Raw genomic sequence first — 19,433 nt, 5'->3', positions numbered from 1 at the left:
TGAGCCGCTTCGCTGCGCTGCAGGGTCTCGGGCCAACACGATGTTGGTCACGAAGGCGTTATCACAGGACGTGATGGTTTTAGCCTTCGTTCCTCTGAATCGCTAATCCCCAAGGAGTCGCCCAATCTCCACTCCAATCAACTTATCCAATGGTATACGTTTTAGCAAAATGTCATTTCAAAATTCCTACCCTCCATGTATAAAAGTGCAAAAAAAAGCGAGATAATTTCCAACGAATTAACAGTTTGGAAATACCTCGCTCTATTTATTTAGTAGTAAAATCTTTCAGTTGAGAAGGGGGGACGCAAGTGTTAGAAGAACAACTTTTCTGTAATGAGCATGATGCGCATTTGCCCTTCTTCTGCTTCTTAATGCTCTTATATAAAGTAATACCAGCATAGCCAAAAATAATACAACCGATTAAGATATTAATCAATAAACTCATTCTTTACACCTCACATGAATAAATTCCCAATGCCATAAATCATAAGTGCAATAAGATAAGCTACAACAAATGGATAAATGGTTGCAAATAAAGTCCATTTCACAGACTGTGTTTCCCTTTTTATTGCGCCTACTGTGGCTAAACAAGGCATATAAAGTAAAACAAAGGCCAAGAATGTATAAGCACTTAAAGCAGTAAAATGAGTTGTCATTGTAGAGGATAAGACACCTTCACTTACGCTATAAATAATCGCCATTGTTGAAACAATTACTTCTTTTGCCAGGAATCCAGCAATAAGGGATGCACCGGCTTGCCATGTTCCAAAGCCTAGTGGGATAAACAACACACCAAAAGCGCCACCGATCATTGCTAAAAAGCTGTCATCCATATTGTCATTAGCGCCATGTGGTCCTAAATAAGAAAGAAGCCAAATAATAACGGAGCCGGCAAAGATAATAGTACCAGCTTTGCGGAAAAATCCTTTTCCTTTTTCCCAAGTAGAACGCCAAAGTGTTTTAAGCTGTGGTACATGATAGGCTGGTAATTCAACAATAAAAACTGAAGTTTCATTTTTCAAAATCGTCATTGATAATATTTTTGTCACAATAAGCGCTACCACTATACCCATTACATATAGGGAGAATACCACTAACGATTGATGTTGAGTAAAGAATGCTGCACCGAACAAAGCATATACAGGTAACCTTGCTGAGCAGCTCATAAACGGCGCAACAAGAATTGTTAATAATCGTTCTTTCGGCTGTTCAATTGTTCTCGCCGCCATTACACCTGGAACATTACATCCAAAGCTTACAATCATCGGAATAAACGCTTTGCCGTTTAAACCGAAAAATTCCATAAGGCGATCCATGACAACGGCAATTCTCGCCATATAACCTGAATCTTCTAATAGTGAAATAAAGAAAAATAGTACAAAGATTTGTGGAATGAAAACTAAAACACCGCCAACACCCGCAATGATCCCATCACATATTAAATGAACAATAAAAGGAGCTGCACCAATAGCTTCTAAGCCCTGAGTAACAGCATCTGTAAGAGAGCCTCCTACAATGCCATCCAGGAAATCAGAAAGTGGGGTACCGATCCATGCAAACGTTGCTTGAAACATTAAAAACATAAGCGCTAAGAAAATCGGAACACCCAAAATTGGATGTGTTAGAATTTTATCAACTTTCTCTGACCATTGTGTTTCACTTTTCTCTTGTATAATTACTTTGCTGTTGATGTTAGAAATATATAAATCACGTTTTTTAGCAATAGCTTTATTTAATGGTTCACCAATTTGCTTTTCTAAAGCATCGCGCATTGCATCTAGCTTTTCAAAGTATTCCTTTTCTTTCAAATAAGCGTCAACGGCTTCATTTCCTATTAAAAATTGAATCGTACACCATCTTCTTTGTTCTTCAGGAACATGCTGTAACAATGCTTCAATTTTTGAGATGCCTTCTTCAATTAAGTCATCATAGGTTAATGTAAAACGTTGTTGAGTACGATCGGAGGCCTGAATAGCAGTATAAATACCTTCGACACCTTTACCAGTACGAGCGCTTATTGGAATAACAGGTACTCCTAAAGAACTCTGTAATTTTTCGACATCAATTGAAATGCCTTTCTTTTTCGCTACGTCAATCATATTTAAACAGATGAAAACAGGCTTTCTAAGTTCAAGTATATCTACTGTTAATTGCATATTTCGTTCAAAATTAGAAGCATCGATAATATTTAAAATTCCATCTACCTGATCTTCAAGTAAAAATGAAGTAACAACACTTTCATCTCTTGAAATCGGATTAAGCGTATATACACCAGGTAAATCAATAATTTCTTTTTGTAGTTTTTTTACTTGTCCTACTTTTTTTTCAACGGTTACACCACTCCAATTGCCAACGTATTCATATGAATTTGTCAACGTATTGAACAATGATGTTTTACCGATATTAGGGTTTCCTATTAAAGCTAATCTACTCATACTTGTTCGACCTTTATATCCATTAAATCTTTTTTTCTAAGCCCGATTTTTTGTCCTTGACATTCCAATATACAAGCTCCAGAAAACCATCCTTTTTGGACCATACAAACTTGACAGCCTTCTTTTATACCAAAAGCATTTAATCGTTTACATAAAAGAGAGTCAATTTGCTGTAGATCTTTCACTTTAACTTTTTCCCCCAATTGAACCGCGTGAAGGTTCATAAGATCTACCTACTTTCTTGTGAGTGATAATCATTATCAAAAAAATCTTATCATTTTTTATCTAGTGTATCAATATTAAGTTTACTGTAGAAAGTAATATTGGAATAGCAAAGTTAAAGTAAGATTAAACATTATTCTTCATCGTGACAACGAAGCATTCTGTAACCAACGCGGACATGTGTCTGGATGAACTTTGGGTTAGCTGGATTATCCTCTATTTTCTTTCGAAGAGTAGCCATAAAAACTCTTAGACTTGGAACATCCGATTGAAGTGCATTATGCCAAACTTCCTTTAAAATAAAATTATGCGTTAAAACTTTGCCGACATGCTTTGATAAAATAACCAAGAGCTTATATTCAATAGGCGTCAAATGTACTTCTTTGTCATTTACAAACACTGTATTTGCCGCGTAGTTTATTTGTAAATGACCATTTACAAAGACAGAGGGTTCACTTTCTAGCTGATGCTCAAATGACATTCTTCTCAAAGCTACTCGAATTCGGGCTAATAGCTCTTCAACACTGAAAGGCTTTGTAACATAATCGTCTGCACCGGCATCTAAAGCATTGATTTTATCGTGCTCTTCGCCGCGTGCACTAACTACGATAATAGGTGTTTGAGTCCAGCTTCTAATTTTCGTTATAAGCTCTACCCCGTCTATGTCGGGTAGTCCTAAATCCAAAATAATCACGTCTGGATTCATAGCAAGAGCCTTTTGTAAAGCACTATGACCATCTCGTGCAATGTCAAATTCATACTGCTGAGTAGCTAATGTCATTTTAATTAAATTGCCAATGGCTATATCATCTTCTACTACTAGAATTCGTTTATTCATCGAATTTCATTACTCCTTTTTAGCTCATCACCATAAACATGTGGCTGATTTTCGTGCCGATCTGTGCTTACCTGGGGCACCGTTCAGGATCTACTCTTTGACACTGATCTCCAAGAAGTCACCCGGCTTCTATTCCAATCAACTTATACGAACGTTTTAATAAATGTTATCTCTAACTTTTGGTAAAGGGCTTTTTTTTAGTGAAAAATTAAAAATCGTTCCTTTTGGTTTATTATCCGAAACTGTTATTTCACTACCATGTAATTTTAAAATAGTTTGACATAGAGCCAAGCCTAATCCTAAGCCTCTTCGGCTATCGCTACGCTGTACTTTTCCGGTAGTAAATGGCTCAAAAAGGCTGGTTTTTATAGCATCATCAATGCCAGGTCCATCATCAGAAATACTAAAGTGTACGAAACGTTCAGATTCTTTGACATTTATAGTAATAACACTGCCTGACGGTGTATAGGTCAATGCATTATCAATAATATTAATTAGAACTTGAATAATCAGTCGCGCATCCATTACAGCAAATAAAAATTCTGGTTCAATATGATAGGATATTTCATGTGTATTGTTTAGGCGAACGACATGTGTTAGTGCCTCTTGAATAATATCTTCTACAAGTTCCAATTGCATCTCTATAGCAAATTGTCCATCTTCTAACTTAGACACAGCAAGTAAGTTTTCAACCATTTGTACAAGCCATTTTGAATTTTTATAAATATCCTCATATATTTTGCTTTTTTCATCCTCTCGAATTAAAGGTGCATTAGATAGTAATATATCTGCATTACCGGAAATAGCAGTTAGTGGTGTTCTTAAATCATGAGAAACGGCGCGCAAAAGGTTTGCTCGCATTTGTTCCATTTCAGCTTCTCTAGCTACTTCTGCATTGAGTTTTTGTAAATACCATTTATCAAGTGCGAATGAAAAATCATTAATAATGGCATGCAAAATATTACGCTCAAATGCAGGTAAGGGTGATTGCTTTGACAGGGCAATACCGATAACACCTTTAACACTCCCATTTGAAATAACCGGTAAATAGTAGGCATTCACTTCAGGAAATATATCAGTGGAAACGCCTGCTACATGCTTATTATTGATAACCCAGCTTACTACACCATGCTCATTCGGATTCTCAAATTGGGAAGCTATCTTCTTATTTTCAATACTAGATATGCTCTCGGTACGGAAAAAAATAGAGTTCACAATTAAGTTATTTTCTATCTCAAAAAATTGTACTGGCTTTTCTACTAATTTAACGATTTGTGACATGCCTTCAGTAATAATTTCTTCTATAGACTTAGCATGTTGAAGTCTTCGATTTGTATCAAGGAGCACCTCCATTCGATAAGATTTACGAACAGCGACAATGGTTTGCTCCTTTATTTTTTTCGTTAAGCTACTTGTAATCACTCCTGAAAGGAACATAATCACAAAGGTCATCGGATAGTCACGATGATAGGCGTTAAATGAAAATCGCGGTTCTGTAAAAAAATAATTAAAAAGAAGTACTGCTATGATGGAGCTAATAATGCTCATCATCCATCCTGATGACCAAATGGCAAGAATTAAAACACCTAAAATGTAGATAGTGATAATGTTCGAGTCGCTAACACCAATTGTGTAAAAATATAGCCCAACAACTGATACTATGCCAAATACTACAGCCATTTTTAATAAGTCAAGCCATTCAAATGACAGCTTATTTTTTACAGTAGGGAAGTAGAATTGTTCGTTTTCCTGATCTGGCACTATATGTATGGCTAAATTCGGCACAAATTCATTGAGTCGATCACTAATTTTGGTGTTTGGTCGCCACCATTTTTTTCTCATGCTAGTTCTACCGATGACTAATTTAGTGACACCACTAATTTGTGCATAGTTGGCAAGGGCAACAGCTACATCATCTTCCTGAACAATTACGACATGGCCGCCAAGCTGTTCAACAAGCTTTATATGTTGCTGAAGTCGTTCAGAATTTGCGTTTCTCCTGTCATGCTCCTGTACGTTTTGAACGTAAAGAGCCGTAAATTTCCCGTGTAATGCCTGTGCTAGTCTCGCAGTAGTTCGAATAACCTTGGCATTCGTAGGAGAGCTACTAATACCAACAAGTAAATGCTCTTCGATTTGTACATGATGCTTTATAGATTCGTTGCTGTTTACCTGCTTATAGTTAATCGTATCTGCAGCTCTCCGTAATGCAATTTCTCGAAGTGATACTAAATTTTGTTTACGAAAAAAAGATTGCAACGCTTTTTCAGCTTGTTGTTTTACATAAATTTTGCCTTCTTGTAGGCGTTGAATTAACTCATCTGGTTCAATATCGACAATTTTTATTTGTGCGGCTTGATCAATTAAATAATCTGGAATACGCTCTCGTACTTTTATCCCGGTTATTTCTTCTACTATATCGTGTAGGCTTTCAATATGTTGAATATTTACGGTTGTATAGACATGAATGCCCTTTGCAAGTAATTCCTCTACATCTCCAAAACGTTTCTTGTGACGCATCGTTGGAACATTGCTATGTGCCAATTCATCAATAATGACAATTTCCGGTTTGCGCTTTAGTACTTCATCAATATCTAATTCCTGAAAAGGTTTCCCTTTATAAATTATTTTTTTCGTAGGGATTTGCTCAAGTCCCTCGAGTAAAGCTAACGTATCTGGACGAGGATGTGGTTCTACAAAGCCAACTACCACATCTTTACCAAGTTTTTTTGCTTGATGTGCTGCATCTAGCATTGCATAAGTTTTACCTACTCCAGCAGCATAACCAAGAAAGATCTTTAGCTTCCCTACAAATTGTTCTTCCTGTTGAAGCCTCGCTAAAAACGTCTCTGGAGTTGGACGTGTATTTTCCATCCTCTTTCACCTCATTTGTATTATAGCGTTATCTTCCATTAAGAAAGTATTAAGATTTTCCCTCTTTATAGTTTCTTAATAGGAAAAGCGATTTCCTAACACTACATTAATTTGAAAGTCAGTATGATGAGAGCATCCAAATAAAGGAGGGTGCTCGATTGATGGACTTTTATATGATTGGCTTACTCATCATAAGCTTTGCAAGTCTATATGCATTAACAGCTTGGTGCTTCAAGTTAGTCGATGAAAAGTAAGGGGGGAATAAAAAATGTGGATTGTTATGGGAATTGTACTTGTATTCCTTTTCGGTTATCTAGGGCATGCATTACTTTATCCTGAAAACTATTAATAGGCTTGTAGGAGGTATTGCGGTATGTGGCAAATCGCCATCGTATTAATTATTTCTTTACCAATCGTTATTCTAACTGGTCACTATTTATTTCGGGTGACAATGCAACAAAAAACATGGCTTGATCCAATAATGGACAGATTTGATGCCGTTATATATAAATTATGTGGCATTAAGCAAATAGATATGACGGGAAAACAGTATGTACTTTCATTAATTTTGTCGAACGCCTTTATGGTGTTTATTGGATACGTTCTTTTACGAATTCAAGCTATGTTGTTTTTAAACCCAAATGAGATTGACAATATGGAAGCAACACTTTCATTTAATACCATAATTTCATTTATGACGAATACAAATCTTCAGCACTATAGTGGCGAATCAGGACTAAGTTATTTATCACAAATGCTAATCATTATCTTTATGATGTTTACATCTGCAGCTACTGGTTATGCGGCTTGTATGGCGTTCTGCCGTCGTCTTGTTGCTAAAACCGACACTATTGGTAATTTCTTTGTGGATTTTGTGCGTGTTATCACACGTGTGTTAATGCCTATATCTATTGTTGTGGCCATTATTTTAGTATCTCAAGGTACACCACAAACCTTGAGTGCGAATAAAACTGTACAAACAATAGAAGGTAAATTACAAGATATTGCACTTGGACCTGTAGCTTCTCTTGAATCTATCAAGCATGTAGGAACAAATGGTGGTGGCTTTAATGGGGCGAATTCAACAACACCTTTTGAGAATCCAACGGTCATTTCTAATATTGTGGAAATGCTATCTATGATGCTATTACCAGGTGCTTGTGTAGTTGCCTTTAGTTTAATGGTTGCATATGGAAAAAGAAAAACGATCTTTGGAAAGCAAGGGCTAGCCATTTTTGTGGCAATGAGTGCGCTATTCCTAGTCGGATTGGTAACTGTGTATGTTGCGGAGAGAGCGGGTAATCCGATCATTAATGAGCTCGGAGTTGCACAGGAGCTTGGCAGTATGGAAGGAAAAGAGATGCGCTTTGGGGTGGCACAATCAGCGTTATTTACGACAGTGACCACTGCTTTTACAACGGGGTCTGTCAACAATATGCATGATACATTAACGCCGCTTGGTGGTCTTGTACCGATGTTTAATATGATGCTAAATGTTGTCTTTGGAGGCAAGGGAGTCGGCCTAATGAACATGATGATGTATGTGTTACTAACAATTTTTATCGCCTGTTTGATGATTGGTCGAACACCTCAGTTTTTAGGCAAGAAAATTGAGGAGAAGGAAATGAAGCTAATTGCTCTTTGTATTTTAATCCATCCTGCTATTATTCTATTATTTTCAGCGCTTGCAGTTGCAACAACAGCAGGTGTAGCAGGCATAACGAATCCAGGGGCACATGGTTTATCTCAAGTACTATATGAATTTGCGTCTGCCTCAGCAAATAATGGCTCAGGTTTTGAAGGATTAGTTGACAACTCAACATTTTGGAATGTAACGACAGGGCTCGCCATGTTCTTCGGACGTTATTTGACGATCATTATTCAACTCGCAATAGCGTCTCTATTAGCGAAAAAAATGTTTCACAGTGACTCGGTAGGAACATTGAAAACAGATAATACTATTTTTACATTTTTACTTGTTGCTATCGTTTTAATGATTGGTGCTCTTACATTTTTACCGGCATTAGCACTCGGGCCAATTACAGAGCATTTACAACTTTATTCATAAATAAGGAGAGACACCTATGGAAACAGCAAGAAAAGGTTTGCTTACGGGCAATATGCTAAAAAGCTCGATTATAGACGCTTTAAAGAAATTTAGTCCACTATATATGCTGAAAAATCCAGTTATGTTTGTAGTAGAAGTTGGGTTTATGTTTGTGCTGTTATTAACCCTCTTTCCGAATATGTTTGGTAGCGGAGGAGGAGAACATGATCGATTGTATAATGCGATCGTCGCGGTCATTCTTTTTGTAACCATTCTATTTGCAAACTTTGCTGAGTCGATTGCTGAAGGCCGAGGAAAGGCACAAGTTCAAACGTTAAAAAATACTAAAACAGTTACACAGGCTCGTGTCTTACTTAGTGATGGTTCTGAAATACTTAAACAGGCACATGAATTAAAAAAGGGTGACATTGTTTTAGTTCAGGCAGGAGAGGTTATTCCAAATGATGGAGAAGTTATTGAGGGAATTGCTACTGTGGATGAATCGGCGATAACAGGTGAGTCTGCCCCTGTTGTAAAGGAGCGGGGTGGAGACTTTTCATCAGTTACAGGTGGTACGACGGTTACGAGTGATTGGCTGATGATCGAAATTACTTCGATGCCTGGGGAATCATTTTTAGACAAAATGATCACGCTCATTGAAGGAGCCAGTCGTAAAAAAACGCCAAACGAGATAGCACTCAATACACTTTTAGTAAGCTTAACGATTATTTTCTTATTAGTTGTTGTGACGCTCTATCCAATGACAACTTATTTAAATGTACCGATTTCTATCGCAACATTAATTGCCCTTACAGTTTGTTTAATTCCTACAACCATTGGTGGATTATTGTCGGCAATCGGTATTGCAGGAATGGATAGAGTTACTCAGTTTAATGTTATTGCGATGTCTGGAAGAGCCGTAGAGGCATGTGGAGATGTAGATACATTAATTTTGGATAAAACTGGAACTATCACTTATGGAAATCGCATGGCAGCTGAATTTCTCCCAGTAAAAGGGGTGGACAGTAAAGATTTAATGCAAGCTGCATGGCTTAGTTCTTTAACAGATGATACACCGGAAGGAAAGTCTATTTTGTCACTTGCTTGTGAATTAGGGGTGAATACTAACGATGAAGAAAACATTATTAAGTCAAGTGAACATATTCCCTTTACCGCACAGACTCGTATGAGTGGTATGGATATGAAGGATGGCACAAAAATTCGAAAAGGAGCCTATGATACGATAAAAAAAGAGAGCTTAAAAGCAGGTCATAGCATTCCTACAAATTTGGAACAGCTGATTCAACAAGTATCTTCTGTTGGTGGAACACCACTAGTAGTAGCGTTAAACGATAAAATTTTAGGTGTCATTTACTTAAAGGATGTCGTAAAGGCCGGACTTAAGGAACGCTTTGATCAGCTTCGAGCAATGGGTATTAAAACGATCATGTGTACAGGAGATAATCCATTAACCGCAGCAGCTATTGCAAAGGAAGCAGGGGTGGACAGTTTTATTGCAGAAAGTAAGCCAGAAGACAAAATTCAAGTTATTAAAGATGAGCAGGCACAAGGGAAAGTAGTAGCTATGACTGGAGACGGGACGAACGATGCCCCTGCATTAGCACAAGCTAACGTAGGTCTTGCCATGAATTCAGGAACAAATGCAGCAAAGGAAGCTGCGAACATGGTCGATTTAGATTCAAATCCTACTAAAATTATTGAAGTTGTAGAAATAGGGAAGCAGTTGCTCATGACTCGAGGTGCGTTAACAACGTTCAGTATTGCAAATGATATCGCAAAGTATTTTGCAATTATTCCAGCTATGCTTATGGTCGCAGTACCAGAGATGGGGACATTAAACATTATGCATCTCAATTCTCCATCAAGTGCGATAATTTCTGCTTTAATTTTTAACGCAGTGATTATACCACTATTAATACCTATTGCAATGAGGGGTGTTAAGTATAAGCCGATGAGTGCTGAAAAATTATTAAATAAAAACTTACTTGTTTATGGCGTAGGCGGAATTATCGCTCCTTTTATCGGCATTAAGTTGATTGATTTACTAGTTGGACCACTATTCCATACGTTTGGGTTATAGGAGGAAGGACATGCGAAAACTTTTTGAGAATTCAAAGCAAGCATTTTTAATCACAATGACAATGTTCGTTTTATGTGGTTTTATATACCCATTTGCAGTAACTGCATTAGCTCAAGGGTTATTTCATCATAAAGCAAATGGTAGTTTAATAGAAGCAGATGGTGAAGCTGTTGGTTCAGAATTAATCGGTCAAGCTTTTACTGCACCGGAATATTTCTGGGGGCGTGTCTCCTCTGTTAATTATAATGTCTATACGAAAGAGGATACGATACCAGACGAAAATGGCCAGGTGAACTATAGTGGTGTTAGCTCTGGAACGTTTAACTATGCACCATCCAATCCAGAATTAAAGAAACGGATAGAAGCAGATATCGAGAAGTTTTTACTAGCAAACCCATCCGTAAAACGACAAGACATACCCGCTGATTTAATGACCGCTTCAGGCTCAGGTTTGGATCCGCATATTAGTGTGAAGGCTGCAGAATTACAAGTCGATCGAATTGCCCAAGCAAGTGGGCTTGCGAAGGATGAGATTGAAAAAATTATAGCAGCAAATACGGAAAAACGGACGTTGGGAACTTTTGGAGAAAATAAGGTAAACTACCTAATGGCCAATCTAGATATTATAAAAAAAATGGATGAGAAATAGGTTCATCACCAAAAGTTAGGGATGACATTTGTTAATAAGTTTACCATGTATATAAGTTGATTGGAGTGGAGGCTGGGCGACTCCTCGGGGATCAGCGTCACAGATGAGACCCTGCAGCGAAGCGAAGTGGCTCATCGGACGCCCCCAGGAAATCGCCCAGTCGGAACGGAAATCAACCCTACGTTATTATGATGAGCAATAGGGGGATAAAAATTTAACAAATAAAAACAGGTAGAGAAAAGCTTCTTAGTTTTCTCTACCTGTCGCTATAAATAAATTAAGCTTGTGAATTTACAAGGATTTTAATATGATTTTTTTCTTTCATTAGTGCCTCGAAGCCTTCTGTTACGACTTCATTAAGAGTAATTCGTTTCGTTACAAGTTTTTCAGCAGGGAAGTAACCTTGTTTCATTAATTCCATAACGGCTGGGAAAATATCGCGATAAGCAATAATCCCTTTTACAGAACGCTCTGTCAGTACGATATTGTTTGGCAGAATAGAAGCTTCAGTTTCCCAAATAGAAACGATAATTGTTTCTCCTTCAAATGTTGTAGAATCAATAGCTTGCTGTAATACTACAGGAACACCTGTTACTTCAAATGCAACATCTACGCCACCATTTGTTAATTCATGTAGACGAGCTACTGCATCCTCATCTTTAGGATTAATAACGGCCGTAGCGCCAAGTTCTAATGCTTTAGCAGCACGCTCTGCGGAAAGCTCTACCGCATAAATTTCGGCTGCTCCAGCTGCACGTAATGCCTCGATTACAAGAAGACCGATTGGCCCAGTACCAAAGACAGCTGCTGTATCGCCAGCTTTTAGTTTGCTTTGACGAACTGCATGTAATGCTACTGCCGCTGGTTCAACAAGTGCACCTTGTTCATAGGAAAGCCCCTCAGGCATTTTATGTACCATTTTTTCATCTACCATTGTATATTCAGAGAAACCTCCGCCACCGCCAGAAAGACCGTGGAATCCTAGGTGCTTACAAATATTATATTTCCCTTTTTTACAAGCAGCACATTCGCCACATGCAAGAATAGGTTCTACAACGACAGGATCTCCAACTTGTACCTTTGTAACGCCTTCGCCAACTTCTACTACTTCACCAGAGAACTCATGTCCCATAACAATTGGCGCAATATCTTTACTGACATAGTGAGGTTGTTCCACAGGAATGAATATTGGGCCAGCTGCGTATTCATGTAAATCACTACCACAAATCCCTGTCCAATGTACTTTAATTTTTACCTTTCCAGGTGAAATTACTGGTTCTTCAATGTTTTCTACACGGATATCTTTTGCTTTATACCATCTTGCTGCTTTCATAATAAGTCAACCTCCTCTAGTATCTTACATTTTTATCGTAACATATGGTAATTCTTCAAAGCATTAGTTAACAATAAATTGACATAAAAAATACTAATTCTTGGATTTTTCCAATAGCATTATAGTGCTATCCGCTTGTCGACAAAATAATAAATATAAAGTGTATCAAAAAACAAAGGTTAGCGCTTTTTTTATTGCATATTCACAGTATTTCGAGTAACTTTGATAAGGGCTTCGCTACAGCTATGATAAAAATATACAATTATGTTCATGCTTTAGATAATAGGACGTTAATATACCTAAAAGTTGAATCATGATACAATGGGAAAGATGTTAGGAGGAACGAATTATGTCAAAATATACTGATTATAATTTTCAGCCATTTTTGCAGGACGCAATTGCAAAACTTGGCTTTACAGAACCAACGCCGATTCAAAAGGAAATCATTCCGCTACTATTAAAAGGAAAGAGTGCAATCGGACAAGCGCATACAGGGACGGGAAAAACACATAGTTTTTTAATTCCTATTGTGCAACGAATTAATGCTGACAAGCAGGAAGTACAAGCTGTTATTACGTCACCTACACGTGAGCTTGCACAACAAATTTTTGATGCATTAAATCAATTAATTGAAGGAACAACTATTCAAGCGAAACTATTTATTGGAGGTACGGACAAGCAACGCTCCATTGATAAGTTAAAAACGCAACCACAAATTGTTGTCGGAACGCCAGGACGTATTCGTGATCTCGTTTCAGCGCAAGCGTTATTTGTGCATACGGCACCAATTTTAGTTGTCGATGAGGCAGATCTAGCCTTCGATATGGGCTTTATAGAGGAAATCGATGGTTTTGCTTCCCAAATGCCAGAAAACCTTGAAATGTTTGTATTCTCAGCAACAATTCCAGAAAAGCTTCAGCCTTTCTTAAAAAAATATATGGAAGCACCTGTTCATGTCCATATGAACGATAAACGCCCGGTCGCAGAAGGAATTGACTTTGTGCTTGTACCAGTGCGTTCTAAATCACGTAACAAACGTTTGTTGGAAGTCATTGAAGGAATCAATCCGTTTTTAGCGGTAATTTTCACTAACACACGTAAAACAGCAGAGCACGTTGCTGGCTACTTAAATGAAAACGGGATTCGCTGTGGTCAAATACATGGTGACTTAAGTCCACGTGATCGTAAGAAGATGATGAAGCAAATTCGAGAATTGGACTATCAATATATCGTTGCAACAGATCTTGCGGCACGTGGTATCGATATTCAAGGAATTTCACATGTCATTAACTACGAAATTCCAGAGGACTTAGAATTCTTTATTCATCGTGTGGGACGTACAGCGCGTGCAGGGAATAAAGGAACTGCTATCACGTTGTTTGAGCCATCAGATGAGGATGCAGTAGTACGTGTTGAGAAAATGGGTATTCCATTTGTTCAAAAAGATGTAAAAGATGGCGAATGGTCTGAACTAAAGGATCGCCATGCACGTAAAAACCGTGTGAAGCATGAAAATGAAATCGATGCGAAAGCAAAAGCATTAGTGCGTAAGCCGAAAAAAGTAAAACCAGGATACAAGCGTAATATGAAATGGGAAATGGAAAAAGTTAAAAAACGTGAACGTCGTTTAAAAGCTCGCGGTAAAAAATAAGGAGGCATTTAAATGCTACTTGGATCACATGTTTCAATGAGTGGAAAAGAAATGCTGCTCGGATCAAGTAAAGAGGCTCTCTCATATGGGGCAAATACCTTTATGATTTATACAGGAGCTCCGCAAAATACTCGTCGTAAAGCAATTGCTGATCTTAATATTATGAATGGTTTACTACACATGAAAGAGCATGGAATGACAAATATTGTTGTCCATGCTCCATACATTATTAATATTGCGAACACAGAAAAACCTGAAACTTTCCGTCTAGGTGTAGATTTTTTACAAACTGAAATCGAACGAACAGCAGCGTTGGAAGCAACACAAATTGTATTGCATCCAGGTGCCCATGTCGGTGCGGGAGCAGACGCAGGTATTGCCAAGATTATTGAAGGTTTAAATGAAGTACTGTCACAGGATTACCCTGTACAAATCGCATTAGAGACAATGGCGGGGAAGGGAACTGAATGTGGTCGTTCCTTTGAAGAACTTGCTAAAATTATAGATGGCGTAACACATAATGAGCGTCTTTCAGTATGCTTTGATACATGTCATACGCATGACGCTGGTTATAATATTGTAGAAGATTTTGATGGCGTCTTAAATGAGTTTGATAAATTAATAGGTGTTGATCGTATCAAAGTCCTGCATATCAATGATTCAAAAAATGTCCGTGGTGCAGGAAAAGACCGTCACGAAAATATTGGCTTTGGTCATATTGGCTTTGATGCATTAAAAAATATTGTGCATCATCCACAATTAATGGAGGTTCCTAAAATCTTAGAAACACCATTTGTTGCTTTAAATAGTGATGCCAAATCAAAATCGGCTCCTTATAAACATGAAATTGAAATGCTTCGTAATGGAGAGTTTAAACCAGAGTTAATCGATGCTCTAAGAGGATAGAATAAAAAGCCCGAAATCAGCGGTATAGTTGCTGATTTTCGGGCTTTTTTTATTTTCATGGTGATGAGATGAATGCTGATGCGATCCTTTATTTCAATGGGTGTCTAAACACATACTAAAATAGAGGAACTCAGTCTAAGAACGCCACGTCCTGTGGCAATTTATCTGTGCGAAAGCGAAGCGACAGCGGCAATGTTTACTGTAGCGAAAGCAAAGCGTCAGCTACAAATGTTTACTGCGCGAAAGCGAAGCGACAGCGGCAATTACGCCTGGAGAAATTGATTATTTCGTAAACAATGCAATTAGTTGTCTGGAACGCTTTCTACCTAAAACAGCTTCTACCTCTACAAGAATATCTTTTGGAATACCTAAAAAGAGCCACGTAAATGAGAATTGCTCCAAATAAGGACGGAGTTTTCTTACTTCAGAAGTAGTAATTTCAAATCCTTCAGCACGTGCAATCGCAACAACTTCCTTATCACTACTTTGTGTTAATTGCTGTAAAAATTGAATACTCAAAGCTAATCCTCCTTTTAAAGTTGTTTAGTTTCTTGAAACAAAAATCATTCTTGTGAACGTCGTGCTAGCTATGAAAAAGCTTCACATTAATGTATTAGAATCAATGTCTATACCAACTCGAAATCGAAAACAGTAGAATAGCAATCTTATTTTCTTTACAAAAACTGTACTTTCATATATACTTACAACTTGTTAAATCGTAATGATTATGAATTAGAAAGAAGAGAACATACATGAAAAAATCATTAATTGACATTGAAAATGTGTCTTTTCAATATGACTATACGCAAGTATTAAAAAATATCTCTTTCCGTGTAGAAGAGGGAGATTTTTTAGCACTTCTTGGTCCGAATGGTTCAGGGAAATCTACATTATTAAAAATTATTTTAGGATTACTAAAACCAATGTCTGGAGAAATAAAGCTATTTGGTGAACCAAGTTCAACTTTTAAGCATCGTGAATGGATAGGGTATGTGTCACAAAAATCTAATGCCTTCAATTCGGGTTTTCCAGCAACTGTCCAAGAAGTAGTGAAAAGTGGATTATCGAAAAAATTAGGATTATTTAAAAGACCTGGACGAGATGCAAAGGAAAAAGTATTGGAAGCATTAAAAGCTGTTGGGATGGAAGCATTTATCAATCGTAATATTGGTGAGCTATCTGGTGGGCAACAGCAACGTGTCTTTATTGCAAGAGCATTAGTTAGTGAACCGAGGCTACTAATATTGGATGAACCAACTGTCGGCATTGATCATGAGAATGTGCAGTCATTTTATGATATGCTGGCGAAATTAAATCGGGAACAGGGAATTACAATGATTCTTGTTACACACGATGTTGATACAGTGTCGAATCGTATCAGTCATGTAGCATGTTTAAATCAAACTATACATTTCCACGGTTACAAAAATGAATTTGATACAATTTCTCATGATGCGCTTGATGCTTGGTATGGCCATTCAGTGAGAAAGATTCACTAGAAGGAGAAGGTATAATGATTGAAGCAATTTTTAACTATGAATTTTTACAAAATGCCTTTTTCTCTGGGCTATTAATTGGCATATTGGCACCGCTATTAGGTGTTTTTATTGTCGTTCGCAGGCTTTCGCTTATTGCTGATGCCTTGTCACATGTGACACTCGCGGGAATAGCGGGAAGCTTATATATCAGTCAATCTGTTACAGCTTTAGCAATGCTAAATCCGATTTACTTAGGCATATTGGCATCTGTCAGCGGTTCGGTTTTAATTGAGCGTCTTAGACGTTTATATAAGCACTATGAAGAGCTTGCTATTCCAATTATTATGTCAGGTGGGATAGGTATTAGTGCTATATTTATCTCGCTTGCGAGTGGCTTTAGCACGGATTTAATGAGCTATTTATTTGGTTCAGTGTCAGCTGTATCACGTCAGGATTTATGGGTAGTGGTAGGAATTGCTGCAGTTGTCATTATCTTTTTATTTATATTTTTTAAGGAACTTTTTGTTTTATCTTTCGACGAGGAATATGCTAAAGCTAGCGGTCTGCCTGCACGTTGGATTCATCTCTTATTTATGATCGTTACAGCGCTTGTTATTGCTGCAAGTATGCGCATCGTCGGTATTTTACTTGTATCATCACTTATGACGTTACCTGTGGCTGCTGCAATGCGACTTGCAAAGGGCTTTAAGCAAACAATCATTTATGCAATTGTCTTTGGCGAAACGGCTGTGTTAATCGGTTTAGTCAGTGCTTTTTATTTAGATTTAGCACCCGGTGGTACAATTGTCGTTACTTCTATCTTAATTTTGTTACTTGTAATACTAGTGAAGAAAATAGTTTTTAAAATGGCTACAAAACGGGAGGAGGTAGCGCAGTGAATGTTTCAAGAGCGTGGGAAATTTTAAAAGAAAACGGCTTTAAAAAAACAGATAAACGGGAGTTAATATTAGATATGTTTGCAGCAACAGATAAATATTTAACTGCTCGAGATTTATTAGATGTTTTGAAAAAAGATTTTCCAGGTATGAGTTTTGATACGATTTATCGCAACCTTTCAACGTTTGTGAAGCTAGGAATACTGGAGGAAACTGAGTTATCTGGGGAACGAAATTTCCGTATGCATTGTGAATCTGAACATCATCACCATCATTTTATTTGTATGGATTGCGGCAATGTTAAGGAGCTAAATCTCTGCCCTATGGAAATGCTTGGAGAAAAGCTGCCAGACTATGAAATTGAAAATCATAAATTTGAGATCTATGGTAAATGTCCAGAGTGTAAGCATGAAACTTTGTAAAATCTGACATGACAATATTTGAAGAAAGGGGTAGTTCCAAGTGAGGTTTCATTTGGAACCACCCCTTTTTTGTACAAAGGTCTTTCCCGACTATTATTGCGCATCGCTCTAATAATCTATGATTTTTGAGTGAAAGGAGATTGGTAATATGTCCGCTAGGCATTTAAAAAGATGTATTTTCTTTAATATTGAATAGAAGGTATTTGCTGCTATACGGGTATATGGCTTCTTTCTGTAAATAGTAAAAAGACGAATGATTTATCATTCGTCTTTTTATTATATTATTGATGTTTTTGTTGGAATTCTACCATAAAGTCACGTAATGCTTCACAAGCCTCTAATGGTACAGCATTGTAAGTAGAAGCACGGCAGCCGCCTACAGAACGGTGTCCATTAAGTCCAACAAATCCTGCTGCTTTTGCTTCTGCAAGGAATTGTTTTTCAAGCTCTTCATCAGCAACACGGAAAGTGATGTTCATTAAAGAACGGCTTTCAGGTGTTGCATGACCAGTATAGAATCCGTTGCTATTGTCAATAGCATCATAAATTACTTTTCCTTTTAATTCATTATGCTTGGCAATTTCAGCAACGCCACCTTTTGATTCTACCCATTTTAATACTTCACCTAACATATAGATACCAAAAGTTGGTGGTGTATTGTATAAAGAGTTGCTGTCAGCGTGCGTTGAGTATTTTAGCATCGTAGGAATATTTTTATTCGCTTTCTCTAACAAATCTTTGCGAATAATGACTACTGTTACACCAGATGGACCAAGATTTTTTTGAGCCCCTGCATAAATAAGACCAAATTTACTTATATCAACTGGCTTAGAAAGAATATCACTAGACATATCCGCAATTAATGGTACATTACCTGTTTCAGGGAATTCCTTCCATTGTGTACCGTAAATCGTATTGTTTGAAGTGATATGCAAATAGGCATCCTCTTCATTGAATTGAATGTCTGCTAAAGTTGGGATATTGCGGTATTTATTTTCTTTTGTGCTAGCAGCTTCTACGGGCGTACCAAATAATTTAGCCTCTTTGAAAGCTTTTTCAGACCATGATCCTGATAATACGTAGCTTGCTTTTTGATCTGCTTGTAGGAAGTTCATCGGTATCATAGTAAATTGAAGACTAGCTCCACCTTGTAGGAAAAGGATTTCATAGTTTTCTGGGATAGCATAAAGCTTTTTCAATAAAGCAATTGCTTCATTATGTACTTCGTCGAAAATGGCACTACGGTGGCTCATTTCCATAATTGACATGCCTGAGTCACGGAAGTTTACTAATTGTTGTTGGGCTTTTTCTAATACTTCTAGTGGTAGGGCAGAAGGGCCTGCGTTAAAATTGTATGCTCGTTGTGTCAAAGTGGTACACTCCTTGTTTGTTTTATAAGGTTAAACCTTAATCATAGGGTTTTTAGTCCCTACTAATTTGAATCTATCGGGCTTTTACAATCAGTTCATAGTCATCTAGCAACTTTATATATATAGGTAATAGATTAAGCGGAATACTGACCGTTAAAAGCACTTTACTGGATTATAACTTAATTTTCAAGAGAAAAAATAAAATTCTCAC

General features: G+C 37.3%; 16 protein-coding genes. 8 read left to right on the top strand and 8 right to left on the bottom strand.

The window, feature by feature from the left end; all coding sequences use genetic code 11:
* Positions 1-265: 265 nt before the first annotated feature.
* The 5 genes from ACQKOG_RS17550 to ACQKOG_RS17530 all read right to left on the bottom strand — a co-directional run bounded on the left by ACQKOG_RS17550 (position 266) and on the right by ACQKOG_RS17530 (position 6,369).
* Positions 266-445, bottom strand: a complete 180-nt coding sequence (locus tag ACQKOG_RS17550; protein ID WP_370081531.1) for a FeoB-associated Cys-rich membrane protein — start codon at positions 443-445, stop codon at positions 266-268.
* 10 nt (positions 446-455) lie between these two features.
* Positions 456-2,435 carry a ferrous iron transport protein B gene (gene feoB, locus ACQKOG_RS17545; protein WP_427447646.1) on the bottom strand — a complete coding sequence of 660 codons (1,980 nt, stop codon included), beginning with the start codon at positions 2,433-2,435 and terminating at the stop codon, positions 456-458.
* Positions 2,432-2,659 (bottom strand): FeoA family protein, encoded by a 228-nt coding sequence (locus tag ACQKOG_RS17540; RefSeq protein WP_049663835.1) that lies wholly within the window; start codon positions 2,657-2,659, stop codon positions 2,432-2,434. The genes feoB and ACQKOG_RS17540 overlap by 4 nt, the downstream gene beginning before the upstream one ends.
* Positions 2,660-2,790: 131 nt before the next feature.
* Entirely contained in the window at positions 2,791-3,495 is a 705-nt protein-coding gene (locus tag ACQKOG_RS17535; protein WP_370081535.1) for a response regulator transcription factor, read from the bottom strand.
* Between the two features lie 156 nt (positions 3,496-3,651).
* Entirely contained in the window at positions 3,652-6,369 is a 2,718-nt protein-coding gene (locus ACQKOG_RS17530) for a DUF4118 domain-containing protein (protein WP_427447643.1), read from the bottom strand.
* Positions 6,370-6,742: 373 nt separating this feature from the next.
* On the opposite strand from ACQKOG_RS17530, the gene kdpA reads away from it, so the two are divergent.
* Genes kdpA through kdpC form a run of 3 tightly spaced genes read left to right on the top strand, consistent with a single transcriptional unit; the run spans position 6,743 to position 11,166 of the window.
* Positions 6,743-8,437, top strand: a complete 1,695-nt coding sequence (kdpA, locus tag ACQKOG_RS17525) for a potassium-transporting ATPase subunit KdpA (RefSeq protein WP_370081539.1) — start codon at positions 6,743-6,745, stop codon at positions 8,435-8,437.
* A gap of 16 nt (positions 8,438-8,453) precedes the next feature.
* Positions 8,454-10,517 (top strand): potassium-transporting ATPase subunit KdpB, encoded by a 2,064-nt coding sequence (gene kdpB, locus ACQKOG_RS17520; RefSeq protein WP_427447641.1) that lies wholly within the window; start codon positions 8,454-8,456, stop codon positions 10,515-10,517.
* A gap of 10 nt (positions 10,518-10,527) precedes the next feature.
* Positions 10,528-11,166 (top strand): K(+)-transporting ATPase subunit C, encoded by a 639-nt coding sequence (gene kdpC, locus ACQKOG_RS17515; protein WP_370081543.1) that lies wholly within the window; start codon positions 10,528-10,530, stop codon positions 11,164-11,166.
* A 277-nt stretch (positions 11,167-11,443) separates the two neighbouring features.
* Here the strand turns inward: kdpC and ACQKOG_RS17510 are convergent, their stop codons facing one another.
* Positions 11,444-12,499 carry a 2,3-butanediol dehydrogenase gene (locus ACQKOG_RS17510; protein WP_402869581.1) on the bottom strand — a complete coding sequence of 352 codons (1,056 nt, stop codon included), beginning with the start codon at positions 12,497-12,499 and terminating at the stop codon, positions 11,444-11,446.
* A 349-nt stretch (positions 12,500-12,848) separates the two neighbouring features.
* Between ACQKOG_RS17510 and ACQKOG_RS17505 the strand changes: the two genes are divergently transcribed.
* Complete coding sequence (locus tag ACQKOG_RS17505) at positions 12,849-14,150, top strand: DEAD/DEAH box helicase (protein ID WP_402869583.1); 1,302 nt, start codon at positions 12,849-12,851, stop codon at positions 14,148-14,150.
* A gap of 12 nt (positions 14,151-14,162) precedes the next feature.
* On the top strand, positions 14,163-15,056 hold the full coding sequence (locus ACQKOG_RS17500; protein ID WP_402869585.1) for a deoxyribonuclease IV: 894 nt from the start codon (positions 14,163-14,165) through the stop codon (positions 15,054-15,056).
* A gap of 282 nt (positions 15,057-15,338) precedes the next feature.
* Here the strand turns inward: ACQKOG_RS17500 and ACQKOG_RS17495 are convergent, their stop codons facing one another.
* On the bottom strand, positions 15,339-15,575 hold the full coding sequence (locus ACQKOG_RS17495) for a Nif11 family protein (RefSeq protein WP_053484617.1): 237 nt from the start codon (positions 15,573-15,575) through the stop codon (positions 15,339-15,341).
* Between the two features lie 233 nt (positions 15,576-15,808).
* Here ACQKOG_RS17495 and ACQKOG_RS17490 point away from each other — a divergent pair, with 233 nt between their 5' ends.
* The 3 genes from ACQKOG_RS17490 to ACQKOG_RS17480 are packed head-to-tail and all read left to right on the top strand — an operon-like array spanning position 15,809 to position 17,852.
* A complete protein-coding gene (locus tag ACQKOG_RS17490) occupies positions 15,809-16,555 on the top strand; it encodes a metal ABC transporter ATP-binding protein (protein ID WP_370081551.1) in 747 nt (248 codons plus the stop codon).
* A gap of 14 nt (positions 16,556-16,569) precedes the next feature.
* Positions 16,570-17,433, top strand: a complete 864-nt coding sequence (locus ACQKOG_RS17485) for a metal ABC transporter permease (RefSeq protein WP_370081553.1) — start codon at positions 16,570-16,572, stop codon at positions 17,431-17,433.
* Positions 17,430-17,852 carry a Fur family transcriptional regulator gene (locus ACQKOG_RS17480; RefSeq protein WP_142509824.1) on the top strand — a complete coding sequence of 141 codons (423 nt, stop codon included), beginning with the start codon at positions 17,430-17,432 and terminating at the stop codon, positions 17,850-17,852. The genes ACQKOG_RS17485 and ACQKOG_RS17480 overlap by 4 nt, the downstream gene beginning before the upstream one ends.
* 281 nt (positions 17,853-18,133) lie before the next feature.
* Here the strand turns inward: ACQKOG_RS17480 and serC are convergent, their stop codons facing one another.
* Positions 18,134-19,222: a 3-phosphoserine/phosphohydroxythreonine transaminase gene (gene serC / locus ACQKOG_RS17475; protein WP_427447636.1), complete on the bottom strand. Its 1,089-nt coding sequence runs from the start codon at positions 19,220-19,222 to the stop codon at positions 18,134-18,136.
* Positions 19,223-19,433: the final 211 nt, after the last annotated feature.

Origin of the sequence: Lysinibacillus sp. NPDC093216, assembly GCF_050280325.1 — a bacterium.
Lineage (GTDB): Bacteria > Bacillota > Bacilli > Bacillales_A > Planococcaceae > Lysinibacillus.
Note: the sequence above shows the minus strand (reverse complement) of the source record. Positions and strands in the feature narration are given on the sequence as shown.